Origin of the sequence: Liquorilactobacillus mali (assembly GCF_001437155.1) — a bacterium.
Taxonomy (GTDB): Bacteria; Bacillota; Bacilli; order Lactobacillales; family Lactobacillaceae; genus Liquorilactobacillus; species Liquorilactobacillus mali_A.
The window spans coordinates 1-17,148 of record NZ_JQAR01000026.1 but is presented as its reverse complement, the minus strand read 5'-3'; the positions used below and the strand labels follow the sequence as shown (position 1 = coordinate 17,148).

The window sequence follows — 17,148 nt, the reverse complement described above, 5'->3', positions numbered from 1 at the left end:
AGCACACTTATTCGAAATAAGAAATAAATAGAGGAGTTAAGTCAAAATTCAACTTTTGACTTAACTCCTCTATTTATTGTATCAATCCGAACTAATTCTTTAGTTTCTATAATTTTGCCGATAACTTCACGTTGGGATACTTATCAGCAAACCAACGCTCTGAAAATTCATTTTCAAACAAGAACAAAGGTAATCCTTGTCGATCCTTCACTAAAATATTTCGTGAAGAAGACATCTTTTCATCTAATTGTTCCGGATCTATCCAACGTGCAATTTTCTTACCCATTGGTGTCATCACAACTTCAGAATGGTACTCATTAAGCATTCTGAACTGGAAAACTTCAAACTGAAGCTGACCAACCGCGCCCAAAATGTAATCATTTGTACTGTAGCTTGTATACAGCTGGACGGCTCCTTCTTGAACAAGTTGTGTGATCCCTTTGTGAAATGATTTTTGTTTCATAACATTTTTAGCAGTTACTCTCACAAAGATTTCAGGGGTAAACTGTGGCAATTTTTCATACTGTACTTTATGCTTGCCAGCGAAAATAGTATCTCCAATTTGAAAATTACCAGTATCATAAAGCCCAATGATATCACCAGCAACTGCTGTCTCCAATGTTTCCCTAGAATCCGCCATAAACTGTGTCGAATTCGATAATCTTAATTTCTTTGAGTCCCTCGCTAGTGTAACATCCATTCCTCTTTCAAATTCACCTGCACAAATACGTACAAAAGCAATTCGATCACGATGATTAGGATTCATATTAGCTTGTATTTTAAAGACAAAGCCTGAAAATTCTGGAGAAACTGGACTGATTATTTCACCCTCTTCGTCCTTGTGCGCAGCAGGAGCGGGAGCAAACTTCAAATATGCATCCAAAAATGTTTTCACCCCAAAATTAGTTAGCGCAGAGCCAAAGAAGACTGGAGTAAGATTTCCCGCAGCAATCTTTTCCTCATCCATTTGGTTACCAGCATCTTTTAGTAATTCAACTTCTTCAAGGACCTGACGGTAAATACTTTCTTCTTTTAACGGATTGTCTTCGACTAATTCTCCGTTATCATCTAACTCCAGATAGCTTTCTCCTTGGTCTTCTTTACGATATAATTCAATTCGATGATTGAAAATATCATACAGTCCTTTCAGGCCCTTTCCCATTCCTATTGGCCAATTCATTGGGAAAGCACCTATTCCTAAAACTTCCTCTAATTCTGCGATTAGATCCAGGGGTTCCTTCCCATCTCTATCCATCTTATTGATAAATGTAAAAATTGGGATCCCACGCATTTTACAGACCTTGAACAACTTCTTTGTCTGGGGCTCAATCCCTTTTGCAGAATCAATCACCATCACAGCCGAGTCAACCGCCATCAAAGTACGGTATGTGTCTTCAGAAAAATCTTCATGTCCTGGTGTATCTAAAATATTGATACGCTTGCCCGCGTAGTCAAATTGCATCACCGAACTTGTAACGGAAATTCCACGCTTTTTTTCAATTTCCATCCAATCAGATTTTGCAAAACTCCCTGATTTTTTCGCTTTTACAGTTCCTGCCTTACGCAAGACACCTCCAAATAATAACAGTTGTTCAGTTATAGTGGTCTTCCCCGCATCAGGGTGAGAAATAATCGCAAAGGTACGCCTATTATTAACTGACTCTGTTAAGTCTTGAATATTCATAATTTCCCTCTTTCTTCTACTAATTAAATCTAAACCTTTTTTTCACGTTGAACATGTGCTATCGCCAAAGCAGGGGTAAGCTCGACCTTAATCTCCATAATACGCGAATCATCGACTTTTTCAGTTATTAACTTGATTCCATCGACATATACGCTCTCGTGGCTGTCATCTTCTGGTATATACCCTAATTTTGCAATCATAAACCCAGCTATGGTATCCACATCGTTCATTTCAAAATTCGTCATAAATTCGTCATTAAAATCATCTAATGACAATTTGCCTTGGACAATGAATTCACTATCGGAAATCTTATGATAATCTTGTTCTGGTTGATCTGATTCATCATCTATTTCACCTACGATTTCCTCTAAAAGGTCCTCTAAAGTAACTAAACCAACAACCCCACCGTATTCATCAAAAAGAATTGCTAATTGATTTTGCGTTTTCTTCATCTCGAACATTACTTCATCAATTGCCATGGTCTCAGGGATAAATAAAGCTGGTTGCATAACTTTTCTAATAGTTATATGGTCAAACCCTTCTTCACGAGCAGTTTTCAATATATTTTTTATGTGCACAATTCCAACAATATCGTCTTTTACTTCGTTATAAACTGGTATTCTTGAATACTGCATTTGCAAAATTGCGTCGATATTACGATCATTGTCATTTTGAATATCAATCATAAAGGCATCAGTTCGCGGTACCATGACCTCTTTTGCTAATTTTTCGTGCATAGAAAGCACACCTTTGATCATGTCAAAAGCTTCTGGTTTTAGTTCATTTTCCTTATCCTCAGGGGAAATTAACGCACCCAATGCTTCAACCGGAGTAATGTTATCCTGCGAATCAATATCGGTAATATCTTTTTTATTTGAAATCACTGCATTGTGCAATTTCTGAAATGGTATAAAAATATATCCTATCATCGCGGCATACCTTAGAAAATGCAAAAAGAACTGCAAACCATTATTTTTATATAATTTTTCCAGCACATCCGCCACAAAAACTGGGAAAGCTGTCAATAGTACACTGATAGCTACGAAAGCTAGGACATTATTTTCCACAGACATTTTTAACTTACTGAAGGCAATTACACTTGACAATACTCCAATAACCAACAAAAAAACAAAAGAAAAACCAGCACCCGTCTTGATTTTCTTGAAGAATGCTATTTTCTCGTTGTTTTGTTCCATTCTATAAAAGAGGTGATAGTTCCTAATAACGCTTAGAATTATCCCAGCGCTAAAAAGTAAAACTACAGCAATACCCATAAATAACGAACTGACAAGTCCAGGATCTGAATTCATTTTATATTTTCTCTCCAATTGTTAAAAAGTTGATATTAATTCCCGATTATATAACATATACCTTTTGTCTGCAATTAAGGTCATTTTGGAACTCGAATAACATCTCCTGCTTTTAAATCATTATTTGAAGTAAAATTATTAATTTTCATTATATTATCAACAGTTGTACTATATTTGCTTGCCAAACCTTCTAAAGTGTCCCCACTTTGAACATTAATAGTTTGTGTATTATCCTTTAACTTTTGCACGCTTTCACTTGAAGCCTTAGCGCTGGATTCACTAGCCGCTTTCGCGCTTGCCGCACTCGATGAACTAGCCAGACTGGCAGCCTTAGCACTCGATGAACTAGCCTTTGCTGCTTTAGTTGATTCTTCTTTTTTAGTTTTAGCTTTTTTGGAAGAGCTTTGGCTATCAGAGGCAGTCGCAGAGTCAGCTCCAGATTTGCTTTCTTGCTGGCTTTTATTCTTCGAACTAGCCGTACTGTCATTTTGTGCAAATCTGTCTTGAATATAATCCCAGACATTTTCCTTTGCAAAAGCCACGTTATATATACCACCACACAGCAGCAAGAGAACTATAAAGAATCCGGCAACTTTCAAACCTTTACCTCTTTTGTCCTTCTTCTTAATAGCAGCCTTTTCCTGATTCTTTTTATCTGCAAGTAATTTAACCGGATCAGCACCTCGTTCATTGTAAAAAGCATTGCGCATCTTGGGCTCATCTTTTCTTGTAAAACCATTTTTAAACTGTTCAACTTTAAATTCTTCATATATGGTACTTACATCAAAAGATTGACGCTCACTTTGCTTCTTTGCTAAATAATCTGTCTTCTCTGAAGCAGTCAATGACTGTAACCAACCGAAAGAATACTCATATTGAACCATGATTTCACGAGTTGATCCGAAATCCTGTACCTCGCCGAATTCTAGCCAGAGTGTACGCTCACAAAAGCGCTCGATGTTAACAACATTAATGTCTGAAATAACAAAAGATACCCCAACATCTTTTAAGTTTTGAATCTTATCGCTTACCTTTTTAAAGAAGGCGAGGTCAAGACTACCAAAAATGTTATCTATCAAAATAAGTTCTGGTTTAACAAAGAGCGCAATCGCTATTGATAATCTAGCATAAAGTCCAGTCGAAAAAGTTTTTACGGGACAATATAGCCATTCTCCCAAATCACTAAAATTGATAATTGCATTTATTACGTGATTTGCCTTAAACTCATCTAGATTTGCAGAAGAAACAGCATGCTTTATATTTTCTAATCCAGTAATATTCTTATCCAACCCGTATCTCGTTGTTGCTACGCTGGTGTGTGCATCCATTGTAATAAAACCGGTTGTCTGTTTTTCTTTTCCAGCCAAAATGTCTATTAAGATTGTCTTGCCTGCACCATTGTTTCCCAGTAATCCAATTGCTTCACCTGGACTGATGCTCAGATTGACACCTCTTAACTCCCAAAAGTTTTTATTCTCGTTCGCAGATAATTTTGACTTAACGATATCTTTTTTTTCAGTAAGTATCGGGGTGCTTTTCGTAATATATTTTAATTCTATTTTTTTCATAATTTCACCTAAGATTTTTCTGTTCCATCTACTGCTATGTTACAAGATACTAAATTCTACGTCAATTTCAATAAGATCATCTTAAACTATTTCTGAGAATCGTTCTCTTCTTTATTATTTAATAAATAAATATCTCTGAAATACTTAATTACAACTTTTAGAACTGCATAAAAAGGAATTCCTAAAATCATCCCCATAAGCCCGGCAAGATTACCTGCAACTAATAATAGTACAATGATTGTCAGTGGATGAATATCAAGCGTTTTTCCAATCACATTTGGATAAATCAGATTTCCATCAACTTGTTGTACAATAACACACACAATAATAACTAACATAACCATTTTGGACGAAATTGAAATTGCAAGCAAAATTGCTGGCAAGACCCCAATATAAGGTCCTAAATAAGGGATAAGATTGGTAACCGCAGCCATTACCCCCAATAAAAGAGCATATGGCATTCCTATCATGAAATAGCCTAAAGTGGTAAAAGTTGCTACAAAAGTACATTCAATGAACTGTCCTGCAATATACTTTGAAATTGTTTCACCCATTTTTCCCAACAGAACTTCAACTTGTTTCCCATGCTTATTTGGTATAATCCTTTGAATATTTGGAATTAGTCTATGTCCATCTTTTAACATATAAAATAACATGAAAGGAACAGTTATAACTGTTACGGTGATACTCGTTACCATTCCGATTATTGAACCGAGACTCTGGGTAATAGTATTCAAAAAGCCCTCAACGTTTTTTAACAGATTTTTTTCTACAGTACTGATGTAACTACTGATGTTTAATTGTTTCACCCACTCTTGTCGCGAAAAATCGTCATAATAACCATTCGTCATTTTTTGTAATGCTCTAATATAATCAGGCGATTTTGAAATGAGCTGTCCTATCTGTGACACCAATATTGGGATTAAAAAAGCTAAGGAAGCCGCAACTATGGCTATTAATAATAAAAACACGATTGTTACGGAAAAGGTTCTGTTCAAATAAAACCTGCCTATCTTAATTTTCATCAAGAACTTAACCAATGGTTTGAGCAAATAATATAAAAATCCAGAAATTATCACTGGAACAAACAAAGTTGAGATGAACGTTCCGACAGGCTTAAATATAAAACTTATCTTAGTACAAACCCATATTAAAGTTGCTATCAAGAGTATTTCAGTTGTAACATACATTAATTTTGAGTTTTTCAATTTTTCAAACATTATCGCTCATCCTCATACATTATTGTTAGTTTTATTTTTCCTATTGGAGCAGAATGCAATGTTCATTGTGCAGCTTCCAAGCACTAGTAAATTGCTGATATAGTCATTCTTGACTGTGTACCACTAATTGTTGGAACAATCTGATCTCTAATCAGCAAGGGAGCTGCTACAAAACAATGTTTTGTCACAGCTCCCTCAGTTATAACTCAACGTCTACATACGCCGTGACAATTCTAAATATCGATTATACCAAATCCTGATGTATTCCTCAGAAAAAGGACCCTTTTGGTTATCAATCCAATCAACAAGTGTAAGTACATTGTGCTTCAGAATTTTATCTGTGTCTCTTGAATAATTCCATTTAGTCCCATGCTCTGCATACTCATCTACATCAAGCAGTTTCTTTTCCCCATTTGGAAAAACCTTGACATCTAAATCATAATCGATATATTTTAGTGCCTCACGGTCTAAAATTGCTGGTGAAGCAAGATTACAATAATACGAAACCCCATTGTCCCTAATCATCGCAATTATATTAAACCAGTAGTGTTTATGAAAATAAACTAGTGCTGGTTCACGTGTAACCCATCGGCGACCGTCAGATTCAGTTACAAGTGTGTGATCATTACAACCAATTAGGGCATTTTCACTGGTCTTAAGTACCATTGTGTCCCGCCACGTTCGATGCAAACTACCGTCGTGTTTATAACTTTTGATGGTGATGAAATCACCTTCCTTTGGTTCTCTTGCCTGATGCATGGTTAAAACCTGCCTTCTATAAACACAAGGTGTAACTTACACCGTTATCACTAACCATTATATCAAACTTCTTCAATAAAGCCCAAAAAATAATTAATTATATTTTTAATTTGTTATCATTTATCTTGAAAATTATCAAGACTGAATTCTATCACAGTCAAACATAATTTTTCATTTTCTAAGCAATTTTACAACTGCTTCACACCTTGCTGTTTGCGGAAACATATCAATTGATTGGATGTACTCAACATAATAAGCTTGAGTAAGTTCTTTTAAATCGCGTGCAAGTGTTGATGGATTACAAGATACATACACAAACTTTCGGGGTTTAGCTTTTAGAATCGTTTTAATCAGCTTCGCGTCCAACCCGGTTCTAGGTGGATCAACTACGAGTGCATCAAAAACAAAACCACTTTGTTCCCACTCTGGTATCAAATCTTCTGCTTTTCCAACTGTATAAGAAAAATTTTTTTGCTCATTCAATTCAGCATTAAGCTTTGCATCTTCAATTGCTTCAGGAGTTATATCCATTCCACGAACTTCATTAGTATCATTCGCAACAAACAATCCAATAGTTCCAACACCGCAGTATGCATCAACCAACTTCTCATTTTTGCCCAAGTCAAGGGCCTTTTTTACCTCTTCATACATTTTTTGTGTCTGATAAGGATTCAACTGGAAAAAGGCGCGTGCTGATAGTTTAAATTCAACATTGCCCAATTTTTCTGTTATATATTCGTTGCCGCTGAGTAACTTAGTCGATTCTCCCCATATTAATGAGGTCTTACCCTTGTTTATATTTTGTAAAATTGAGGTAACTTCCGGCAAATTGTTATTAATCTTTTCGAGCAAGAGTCTTTTTTTAGGCAACTTCTCCGAATTTGTAATAAAAACAACCTGCACCTCTCCTGTTGCAAATGATTCTCGAACAACAATTGTCTTTATAATTCCAGAATTGTTTCTTTCGTCATAAATCGGTATCTCCAAGTCCTCAAAGAACTTGCAAATTTTCCTAATTACTTTCATTGTTAAAGGCCTTTGTGTAGTGAAGGTTGGTAAATCAACCAGCTCATGCGTCCCACGTTTATACAACCCTGCAATTACTTTTCCGTCGAATGTTTTCCTCACTTGAAACTGCGCCTTATTTCGATATTCAAAGGGATGCTCCATTCCAATAGTTGGTAAGAGTTTAAATTTCTGATATCCCTGTGGTTTGAATTTCTCCAGTGCTTGTGAAACAACATCGCTCTTAAATTTCAGTTGTTCTCCATATTCTAAATGTTCAAGCTCTATTCCACCAACATCATACTCATCCTTCTTTTCAATTCTGTGAGGACTTCTCGTTCTAATATGATGAATTTTAGCAGTCGCATATCTGCCATTATCTTCTACAACCTCCGCTACAACTACTTCACCAGGCAATGCTCCCTCAACAAAAACAACTTTGTGTTTAAAGTATCCGATTCCTTCACCATTAATACCTAGTCGCTTAATTGTCAGCGGAAATCTTTTTCCAAGACTTAACAAATTTTGTTCATTAGCTTGGTTTCTTTTTTTATATTGCATTACTAAGCTCCCTCAACTTACATTCTTAATCGTCTAATTATATCATTTAATCTTTTTTACTTACATGTTATAAAATATATAGGGAATAAAAAACACTTGGAAGGAATTTATTATGCCAAAAATCTTAACAAAAATTCAAGCTCAAAAAAGACCGGGCAGATTCAATCTTTTCATTGATGGTAAATACAGCTTTTCAGTTTCAGAAAATGTGCTGGTTGAAAACCATCTTTATAAAGGACAAGAACTCTCAGATGAATTAATTGAGCACCTGATTAATTCTGAAGAATTCTCCAAAATATATCAAAAAGCCTTGAATTACCTGAGCTACCAACTGAGAAGTGAAAAAGAAATAGATGACCACATGAAAAAAATTTCTGAAAACACACTCCTAATCGAGAAAGTTAAAAGCAGACTCCGAGATTATAATCTCTTAGATGATGCCAAGTATGCTTCCAGTTATGTTAGAACAATGGTGAATACCTCAGACAAAGGATTCAATATCATCAGGAATAATTTACGGGCAAAAGGCATTTCAGAAAACGATATCGAGCAGGCAAAATCCGATTACGACTACTCCAAAGTATCCGAAAAATTAGAAACTTTAATTCCGAAACTCATACATCAGTATCGTAACCAACCTTCAAAAATACGCATTCAGAAAGTCAAACAACGTCTCATCGCAAAGGGTTACAGTACTGCCGAGTTTGAAGATATACTCTCTGTCGACTATTCTAGCGACCCAGAACATGAAGATGATCTTTTACAGAATCAGTTGGAAAAACTTTGGAATAAATACAGCAACAGTAATCTTACAGATTCTCAAAGAAAACTAAAAATAAAGCAAACCCTTTATCGCAAAGGATTTGCTTTAGACAAGATTAATAATAAACTTGATGAACTGTGAAAAAATGCTGCTGATTTTATAAAAAACAATTAAAAGTTGAAATTAGCTTTCGACTTTTTTCTTAATGTATTCCTTTAATTTTGCTTTTTTGACCCTAATCTCTTTATAAAAGTATTTTTCAAGAGATGCATTCAAAACCGCGCCTATCATTATGATCCACCCAGAATAATTAAGCCAAAACAATAGCACAATGAATGTCCCAATTGTCCCGTAACTAAGTACTGACTTAGCAAAGTAGCGCACGTAGATAGAAAAGCCTTGTGCCAATGCGATCCAACCCAACGTTGCAATTACAGCTCCCGGTATAATCAAGTGTAGATGTAGCTTCGCGTTCGGGAGAAAGTAATAAATTAGACTTATTATAAAAAATAGTCCTAGTAAAGTAACTGGCCACCTCAAGGTACTGAAAATATTACCTAACTCTCTTGGCAACTGAAAAATTGGAGTCAGATAATCAAGAATAGTTTGCCCAAAACTGAATAACAAAATAATTGCAATCATCAAGAAAATGAAAATTAGCGTTAGAAAAAACGAAATAATCCTAGCCGTAATTGCATTTTGTGACTCCTCAACACCATATGCCTCATTAAAGGCAAGTTTAAGGGCATTAACACCTCGACTTGTGGCCCACAACGCCACAAGTGCACTCACAGAGATTAAGCCTCCACTACTTCGCTCTAAAAAAGAAATTATAATTGGATTCAGTGTTTTGTATATCGTGGCTGGCACTGCTGACTCTAAGTACATCAAAACCGTAGCCGCCTTAATATTCAGCAGAGGTAACGTGTTTCCAACCAAGATTATTGATGGAAAAATTGCTAATAAAGAATAGTAAGCAATAACAATTGAAGTATTGTTGATATTGATACTGGAAGATCTTTTTATTGAGTCTTTCACAACCTCTTTAATTGCATTAGTGTTAAATTCTCTTTTTCTAATTTTTTACTCCCCCATTCGTGTGCTAATTATAGCACGGAAGGAATTAAAAATTAATTACTATGGATTGAGGAAACTGACGATTATCTTGCAAGCCAAAGTTCAAGATTATTAATCACTATCGGATGTGCTTGAAGATGCAGTACTTGAAGATGCAGTGCTTGCTGGTATTCGAAGTGTAGTTCCAGCAGAAATAGTGCCTGTACTCAAGTCGTTAATGGACATCAGCCTTGTGACCGTGGTTCCATACCTACTAGCAATGCTCGATAATGTATCACCTGACTCAACCACATACCTTTTGTAGGTTGAAGAAGCGTTACTAGCAGTTGAGCTCGATTCTTCACTACTTGTTGTTATGCTACTTTTTTTACTTGATTCTGAACTATTTGACTTATTACTTGTTGAATCACCTGCTGTTGAGCTCTGCTGTTTGCTCTCACTGGTAGTTTCACTAGTCTTTCCATACTTCCTTTGAGCAATGCTTTGCTGCTTTTTATACTCAACTTTTTGTGATTTCACATTATCACTGAAAACACTTGTAAGTTTATTCCGCACAAATTCATTAGTACTCCCCAAGATGCAAATAACAACCACGATGATTATAGTTACAAGACTCCACAATACTTTTTTGTTCGTTTTAGTATGGCTTCTTCTTCTAGCCATTTTTCATACCCCCAAATAAACAATTTCTAAAAAAGATCTTAATAACAATTATCAGATATATCTTAAATAAATTCAATAAAAAAATAAAAAAGATTTGTCTAAAACAAATCTTTTTTATTTCGGGCTTTATTTCAAATTCTTTGATAATTCCTTAATATAAGCAATCAAATCATCCTTAACCTCAGGATGTTCAAGACCAAACTGAATTGAAGTTTTTAGATAGCCAAACTTGTATCCAACATCAAAACGCTCACCCTTAAATTCATGTGCAAATACGCGTTGAATCTTGTTCAGTCGATCAATAGCATCTGTCAATTGAATTTCATTACCTGCACCTGGCTTTTGTGTTTCTAACATTCCAAATATCTCAGGTGTCAAAAGATAACGACCAATAATTGCAAGATCACTAGGTGCCTTGTCAACATCAGGCTTTTCAACAAACTGCTTTACATCGTATAATCCCTTGCTTGTCTCGGAACCGGGATCAATCACACCATACTTATTAACTTCTTCATGTGGAACACGCATTACAGCAAGTGTTGAGGCATGTGTTTGAGCATAGCGGTCAATCAACTGTTTAGTCAATGGAACCTTATCTCTCATCAAATCATCACCAAGCATAACAACAAAGGGCTCATTTCCTACAAAGTCTTTAGCCATCAATACGGCATCCCCAAGTCCTCTAGGGTGTGATTGGCGGATAAAGTACAAGTTGATATCCGTTGTTTGCTCAACCAGCTTTAGTAATTCAGTTTTTCCCTTTTCTTTAAGGTTTTGTTCCAGCTCAGGAACAGAATCAAAGTGATCTTCGATTGGTCGTTTACCTTTCCCAGTTACAACTAAGATATCTTCAATCCCAGATTTTTTTGCCTCTTCCACGATATATTGGATTGTCGGCTTATCAATTATTGGCAACATTTCTTTAGCAAGTGCCTTAGTTGCTGGTAAAAAACGAGTTCCTAAACCAGCAGCAGGAATAACAGCTTTTCTAACTTTCATAAGTAATAGCTCCTTTTATACACTTTTTACGATTACAGTATTTATCCCATTTATTAACAGTTATTATCGATTCATATTACAAGCCAAATACCAGAACCTATTTTATATAGAAAATCAATATTAATCAAGCAAATACTTTTTATCAAGTTCTGGATCTTGTGAAGTTAAAATTTTAGGACCATCTTCAGTGATTACAATTGTGTGCTCAAACTGACATGACAGACTTCCATCTGCTGTTCGTGCAGTCCAACCATTTGGATCGTCCATCTCAGCTCTCCATGTTCCCATGTTGATCATTGGTTCAATAGTGATAGTCATTCCAGCACGCAGTCTCAAACCTTTACCAGCCTCACCATAATGAGGAACATTAGGGCTCTCATGCATTGTTGGCCCGATTCCATGGCCAATAAAATCACGGACATCGCCATACCCATTGACATCTTCAGTGTAGTGTTGAATTACAGCACCAATATCACCAATTCTTTTTCCGACTTGAGCCTGTTCTATTCCTAAGTAAAGTGCCTCTTTTGTGACCTTCATTAAGCGGTCAATTTCTGGCGTTGATTTTCCTACAACATAGCTCCAGCAAGAATCACTCATTGCACCATGATAATTAACAACTGTGTCGACTTTGATCAAATCGCCGTCTTTCAAGATCAATCCCTTTCTTGGGAAGCCGTGGCAAATCTCATCATTCACGCTGACGCACGTTGCATATTTGTAACCTTCAAAACCAATTTGTTCAGGGATTGCACCATTATCTTTAAAGTACTTACGTGCAAATTTTTCAATCTCCCAACTAGAAATTCCTGGCTTAATAATATTGCGCAATCCTATATGCATCCCTGCTAAAATTGCGCCTGATTTTGCCATTTCTTTAATTTCTCGTGGTGACTTCAATGTAATCATAATTCTTTGCCTCCAATTTAATATACACGACTATTATATCCTAAATTTAGTATAATGTTTCAATTACTTTAAATGAGAATATAAAATTCTGTTATAATAGCCAATAATAGATTACTGAAAGAGGGACCATACGAATGACTAAAGCTAAAGTAGTATTTGCTTCAATTACTGGAAACAATGAAGATATTGCTGATATCGTTACAGAAAAATTAGAAGAAAAAGGTGTCACTGTTGACATTGAAGAAATCTCACAGTGCGATCCATCTGATTTCGAAGATGTTGATTTATGTATTGTTGTACCTTATACATATGATGAGGGTGCACTCCCTGATGAAGGAATCGACTTTTTTGAAGATTTAAATGATCTCGATCTAACTGGAAAGGTCTATGGTGTCGCAGGTTCTGGAGATACTTTCTATGGTGAATATTATTGCGTTGCTGTAGATAAATTTGAAGAAGCTTTCGAAAATACAGGTGCTACCAAGGGTACCAACAGTGTAAAAATAAATCTAGCTCCAGATACAGATGAAGCATTGCAGCAGTTAGATGTTTTTGTAAATGAACTAGTAGCAAAAATAAGTAAGTGATCTTTTTTAGTGCTTATTAGCTAGTTCTTTTAGGAGGAATTTCTTTGATATTCTCGTTTACAAAAAAAAATAATTTGAATTTATATTTGCAATATACCGCAATTTTTGCTCTTATTGCTTTTTTTGTGTATGGCACCTATTTTGTTACCGGCCACTCTTTAATTTGGCATATAGATGGAGCTCAACAACATCTTCCTTTATTAGAAGAGTTTCGTAAAACACTGCTTGGTATAATGAAACATCCCTTTTCATCATGGCCCCAATGGTCATTCAAGCTTGGACTTGGCGGAGATATTTTCCAAATTAATGCTTATTATGTAACAGGAGATATTTTTAATTATCTAATTCTATTATTTCCTGCTTCAAAAATTATTTTTGCGTATCAATTTTTAATTATGCTGCGCCTGTATTGTGTTGGACTTATCTTCTGTTATTTTGCATCCCACTTTTCCTTTAAGAATTCCATAATTCTTTCTGGAACTGTCGTCTACTTGTTCAATGCATTCTTGCTTTATGCAAATATTGCGCAACCTTTCTTTTCCATTCCCTTTATGATTTTTCCTTTGTTAATACTTGGAATTGAGCGTGTGTTGCAGCAAAAGTCTTTTTGGCCATTAACATTTGCTTTTTGCTGGATGCTTTTTAGCAATTTTTATTTTGCATATATTCTAGGATTTGGTGCTTTACTATACTTAATTCTGCGCTACCTAATAACCTATCGTAAAAAAATAGCTTTTTTCAAAACATTTTTCAAACTAGGATTAAGTACGGTCATCTCACTTTCCGTAACTGCAATTTTATGGGTACCAGAGATGTTGGCAGTCTTTTCATCCACACGCAGTAACGCTCCCTTTGCAAATGGTTTGCGACTTTATCCGCTCTACTACTATCTTGCGTTGCCTTCGCAATTAATTAACGGCGGTAATCGTAACTTCTACTTCTGGAGTGCCTTGGGATTTGCCAGCATTAGCTTTTTTGCAATTGTCTTTGTCCTTATCAAAATAAAAAAATACCCTCTTCTTGGTACAAGCTTTATTTTGGGATTAATAATGCTCTTATTTCCGCAATTTGGTGCATTATTCAATGGTTTGACCTCCCCATCAAATCGTTGGACACTAATGTTATCACTTCCCATTGCCATTTCAGTCTGCGTACTGATTGAACAGCTTCACAAATTAACACATAAGACAAAGTTAACTTTTACTTATTGCCTTGCAATATACAGTTTCTGGATTTTTTTGAGTTACTTCTTTCAAAATGATGAAAAACTTTTTATTCCAATGGCCTTTTTATTTATTAGTTACGGCTTCTTAGTCTATTATTCTGCTGGGAAAAAGAGCCATGCCAATTATGCCTTTCTAGCATTAGTCGTAGTCAATGTTATCTTTAATGCTATTTATTTCGAGGCTCCCTACAATGGAGGATATTCAAACGAAATGCTGCCTCTTAAGAGCTACGAAAAGCTTGTTAAAACAAGATATGCTGGCTTAGATAAAGACTTAAAATCAACTAATTCATATCGTGTTTCAACCATTAGCCAAAATTATAATTTGGGTAGCGGTTTTCATATGTACAACGCACAGCCTAATAAATTAAACTCGATTACTTCTTACTATTCGCTACAAAACATTAATGTCGGTAACTTTGCCCGAAAAATGCAAAATTCGCAGTATGAGGCAAATATTCCAATTAGTCAATTCAGTGACCGAACAGTTTTAAATAACTTTTTGGGTGTACGTTATATCTTTGCTCAAATAAACCAAAAAAATTCAGCTAAGATCCCAGCTAATTATCTTCCAGAAAAAGCGTCTACCCGATTAGCAAGCAGCAGTGACAATCAATCGGATAGTACAGATACGCAAACCGTTCGCTATAAAACGGAGCAGGCTTTTCCACTGATTTACTGGCAGAATACTGTTATCGATTCTAAGCAGTTTAAGTCTATGACAACGACTGCTAGGGAGCGTGCTCTCGCAACTGGAGTTCATGTAAGCAATTCAATAGCAAAACACTATACCAAAGCAAAAACTGCAGATGATACGCAAGAGCTTGAATACTATATCGTTTCTAGTCACGGAAATGTTGTCAGCACAGCAAATCTTGAACATCTAGATAGTACAGAAACTTACAAAATTATCTTAAAGAATCCAGACAATTATAAAAACAGCGAACTGCATGTTGAACTCAGCGATATTAAATATCATCAGTTGTCACTGACAAAGCAGATTCAGATTGAACAAAATAAACAGGCCACCCTCACCTCAAGTGGTATTATTTCAAACAATGATAACTATAATTACTATCGCTATCTTCGCTATCACATTCTAAATGGCTCACCCGATAACAGTTTTAGTATAAATGTTTCTTCAAGTTTGGGAACCGAAAGTATCACACAGCCTAAGCAATCGGAGCTGTCATTTTACAAGACCGTAAAATCTGGATTGCTAAACTTAGGTTATTTCACTTCAACCCCCAAGTATTTTACTTTGACACCATCAAAGTTGGGAACATATGATTTCAAGCTCAAGATCGTTGCTGAAAAACTGGGTAAGAAGTATAACCAAGAAGTTGCCAAAATTCAAAAAAATCGTTTAAAGTCACTGAAGTTCTCTAAGAATAAGGTCACTGGTATAATTAAGACTACTCAAAAAGGAATATTAACCTCATCGATTCCATTTTCTAAGGGTTGGAGCATCTATGATAATGGTCGAAAATTAAAAGCTATCAAGACCAATACAGGATTTTTAGGAACACAACTTAAATCTGGGTCTCATCATATTGAATTAATCTACTCGACCCCTGGATTGAAGACTGGTAAATTAATAACAATAGGTGGTATCTTTTTGATAATATTATCAGCATCTTCGCTTATTTTAATAAAAAAAATATTTTTTCACAAAACGAAAAAATAATTTAGCAAAGGAGTCTTATCATGAATAAAATACTTTTATTAGGAGACTTAGTCCCACAAGCTAAGCAAAAAATTTCAGACTTGGGTTATGAATTTGATGTACTACCAAATGCTCAATCATTCGAACAACTTGACCCGCAAGAATTTTCTGCGTACGAAGGAATAATTGTTCGCAATATAGAGCCTGTTAATCCAAGATTCATTACAAAGTTGCCCAATCTAAAAATTATTGCCCGTAATGGGGCGGGTACCGATAATGTTCCAATTGAATTAGCAACCAAGAGAAATATTTGGGTTTCTAATACACCTGGTGCTAATGCTCAAGCTGTGGCCGAACATGCTTTGGCACTTGCATTTTATTTACTGAAAGACTTTGGTAGTAACAAAATGAGTAAGAAAAATGATATAGCAACAGCAGTAGGCTCTGAGCTACACGGGAAAACCGTAGGAATTGTCGGTTGGGGATTCATTGCCAAAAGATTTGCTGAACTAATGTCAGCACTAGGAGCGAATGTCATTTTTTACAATCGCTCAAAAAGAAAATCGACTTTTGCAAAGCAAGTCGGTCTCGCTGAATTATTTTCAGCGAGTGATATTATCTCACTCCATATTCCAGTTACACCAGATACAAAATATATGATTACTCACGATTTAATTAAGAATACCCAAAAACAACCTATTTTAATTAATACAAGCCGTGGTGAACTGGTCAAAAATGCAGTTTTACTAAAGGGTCTTCAACAAGGATTGCTAAGTGCTGTAGGCTTGGATGTCTATGATAACGATGAAGATTCACTTGAGAAGCTTCTATCTCTTCCAAATGTAGTTGTCACAAATCATTCTGCTGCACTGACTGCTGAAAGTCTTGCGGCAATGGCGATAGGTGCTATCAATAATGTTGATGCAGTAATTAAAAATGGAAAACCTTTAAATCCAATTAATGCACTCAATAAAAATTAATGCATAAGAATAACGCGCAGTCTTAAAATTTGAGTACTAACACCAAATTATGGACTTAGGATCCTTAATTCAGTACAAGACAAATAACCTATAGGCCTCGTTTAGAGAATGAAAAAGGAGGCTGTGCCATAAGTCCTTCAAAAAAGAAGAGATTAGCGAAAATTGTTCTTTG

General features: G+C 35.5%; 14 protein-coding genes. 4 read left to right on the top strand and 10 right to left on the bottom strand.

What is annotated here, in order from left to right; all coding sequences use genetic code 11:
* Window positions 1-106: 106 nt before the first annotated feature.
* The 6 genes from IV36_RS09615 to rlmD all read right to left on the bottom strand — a co-directional run bounded on the left by IV36_RS09615 (window position 107) and on the right by rlmD (window position 8,107).
* Window positions 107-1,684 carry a peptide chain release factor 3 gene (locus tag IV36_RS09615; RefSeq protein WP_056992053.1) on the bottom strand — a complete coding sequence of 526 codons (1,578 nt, stop codon included), beginning with the start codon at window positions 1,682-1,684 and terminating at the stop codon, window positions 107-109.
* Between the two features lie 29 nt (window positions 1,685-1,713).
* Entirely contained in the window at window positions 1,714-2,994 is a 1,281-nt protein-coding gene (locus tag IV36_RS09610) for a hemolysin family protein (protein ID WP_056992051.1), read from the bottom strand.
* Window positions 2,995-3,074: 80 nt separating this feature from the next.
* Window positions 3,075-4,562 carry an ATP-binding cassette domain-containing protein gene (locus IV36_RS09605; RefSeq protein ID WP_056992049.1) on the bottom strand — a complete coding sequence of 496 codons (1,488 nt, stop codon included), beginning with the start codon at window positions 4,560-4,562 and terminating at the stop codon, window positions 3,075-3,077.
* Window positions 4,563-4,648: 86 nt separating this feature from the next.
* On the bottom strand, window positions 4,649-5,782 hold the full coding sequence (locus IV36_RS09600) for an AI-2E family transporter (protein WP_056992048.1): 1,134 nt from the start codon (window positions 5,780-5,782) through the stop codon (window positions 4,649-4,651).
* Window positions 5,783-5,995: 213 nt separating this feature from the next.
* A complete protein-coding gene (ntdP, locus tag IV36_RS09595) occupies window positions 5,996-6,541 on the bottom strand; it encodes a nucleoside tri-diphosphate phosphatase (RefSeq protein ID WP_003691449.1) in 546 nt (181 codons plus the stop codon).
* A 171-nt stretch (window positions 6,542-6,712) separates the two neighbouring features.
* The gene (gene rlmD, locus IV36_RS09590) at window positions 6,713-8,107 is read right to left on the bottom strand and encodes a 23S rRNA (uracil(1939)-C(5))-methyltransferase RlmD (RefSeq protein ID WP_056992046.1); all 1,395 of its coding nucleotides are present in this window, start codon (window positions 8,105-8,107) and stop codon (window positions 6,713-6,715) included.
* A 112-nt stretch (window positions 8,108-8,219) separates the two neighbouring features.
* On the opposite strand from rlmD, the gene recX reads away from it, so the two are divergent.
* Window positions 8,220-9,011 (top strand): recombination regulator RecX, encoded by a 792-nt coding sequence (gene recX / locus IV36_RS09585; protein ID WP_056992044.1) that lies wholly within the window; start codon window positions 8,220-8,222, stop codon window positions 9,009-9,011.
* 42 nt (window positions 9,012-9,053) lie between these two features.
* On the opposite strand, the gene IV36_RS09580 is transcribed toward recX, so the two are convergent.
* The 4 genes from IV36_RS09580 to map form a co-directional block, all read right to left on the bottom strand.
* Complete coding sequence (locus IV36_RS09580) at window positions 9,054-9,908, bottom strand: YihY/virulence factor BrkB family protein (protein WP_235810301.1); 855 nt, start codon at window positions 9,906-9,908, stop codon at window positions 9,054-9,056.
* Between the two features lie 150 nt (window positions 9,909-10,058).
* Complete coding sequence (locus IV36_RS09575) at window positions 10,059-10,610, bottom strand: LysM peptidoglycan-binding domain-containing protein (RefSeq protein ID WP_056992042.1); 552 nt, start codon at window positions 10,608-10,610, stop codon at window positions 10,059-10,061.
* Window positions 10,611-10,736: 126 nt separating this feature from the next.
* Window positions 10,737-11,609, bottom strand: coding sequence for a UTP--glucose-1-phosphate uridylyltransferase GalU (gene galU / locus IV36_RS09570; RefSeq protein WP_003691457.1), 873 nt, complete (start codon window positions 11,607-11,609; stop codon window positions 10,737-10,739).
* Window positions 11,610-11,729: 120 nt separating this feature from the next.
* The gene (gene map / locus IV36_RS09565) at window positions 11,730-12,518 is read right to left on the bottom strand and encodes a type I methionyl aminopeptidase (RefSeq protein ID WP_056992040.1); all 789 of its coding nucleotides are present in this window, start codon (window positions 12,516-12,518) and stop codon (window positions 11,730-11,732) included.
* A gap of 134 nt (window positions 12,519-12,652) precedes the next feature.
* Between map and IV36_RS09560 the strand changes: the two genes are divergently transcribed.
* The 3 genes from IV36_RS09560 to IV36_RS09550 are packed head-to-tail and all read left to right on the top strand — an operon-like array spanning window position 12,653 to window position 16,976.
* The gene (locus IV36_RS09560; protein ID WP_003691459.1) at window positions 12,653-13,105 is read left to right on the top strand and encodes a flavodoxin; all 453 of its coding nucleotides are present in this window, start codon (window positions 12,653-12,655) and stop codon (window positions 13,103-13,105) included.
* 44 nt (window positions 13,106-13,149) lie between these two features.
* Window positions 13,150-16,017, top strand: coding sequence for a YfhO family protein (locus IV36_RS09555; RefSeq protein ID WP_056992038.1), 2,868 nt, complete (start codon window positions 13,150-13,152; stop codon window positions 16,015-16,017).
* 20 nt (window positions 16,018-16,037) lie between these two features.
* Window positions 16,038-16,976, top strand: coding sequence for an NAD(P)-dependent oxidoreductase (locus tag IV36_RS09550; RefSeq protein WP_056992036.1), 939 nt, complete (start codon window positions 16,038-16,040; stop codon window positions 16,974-16,976).
* Window positions 16,977-17,148 lie beyond the last annotated feature (172 nt).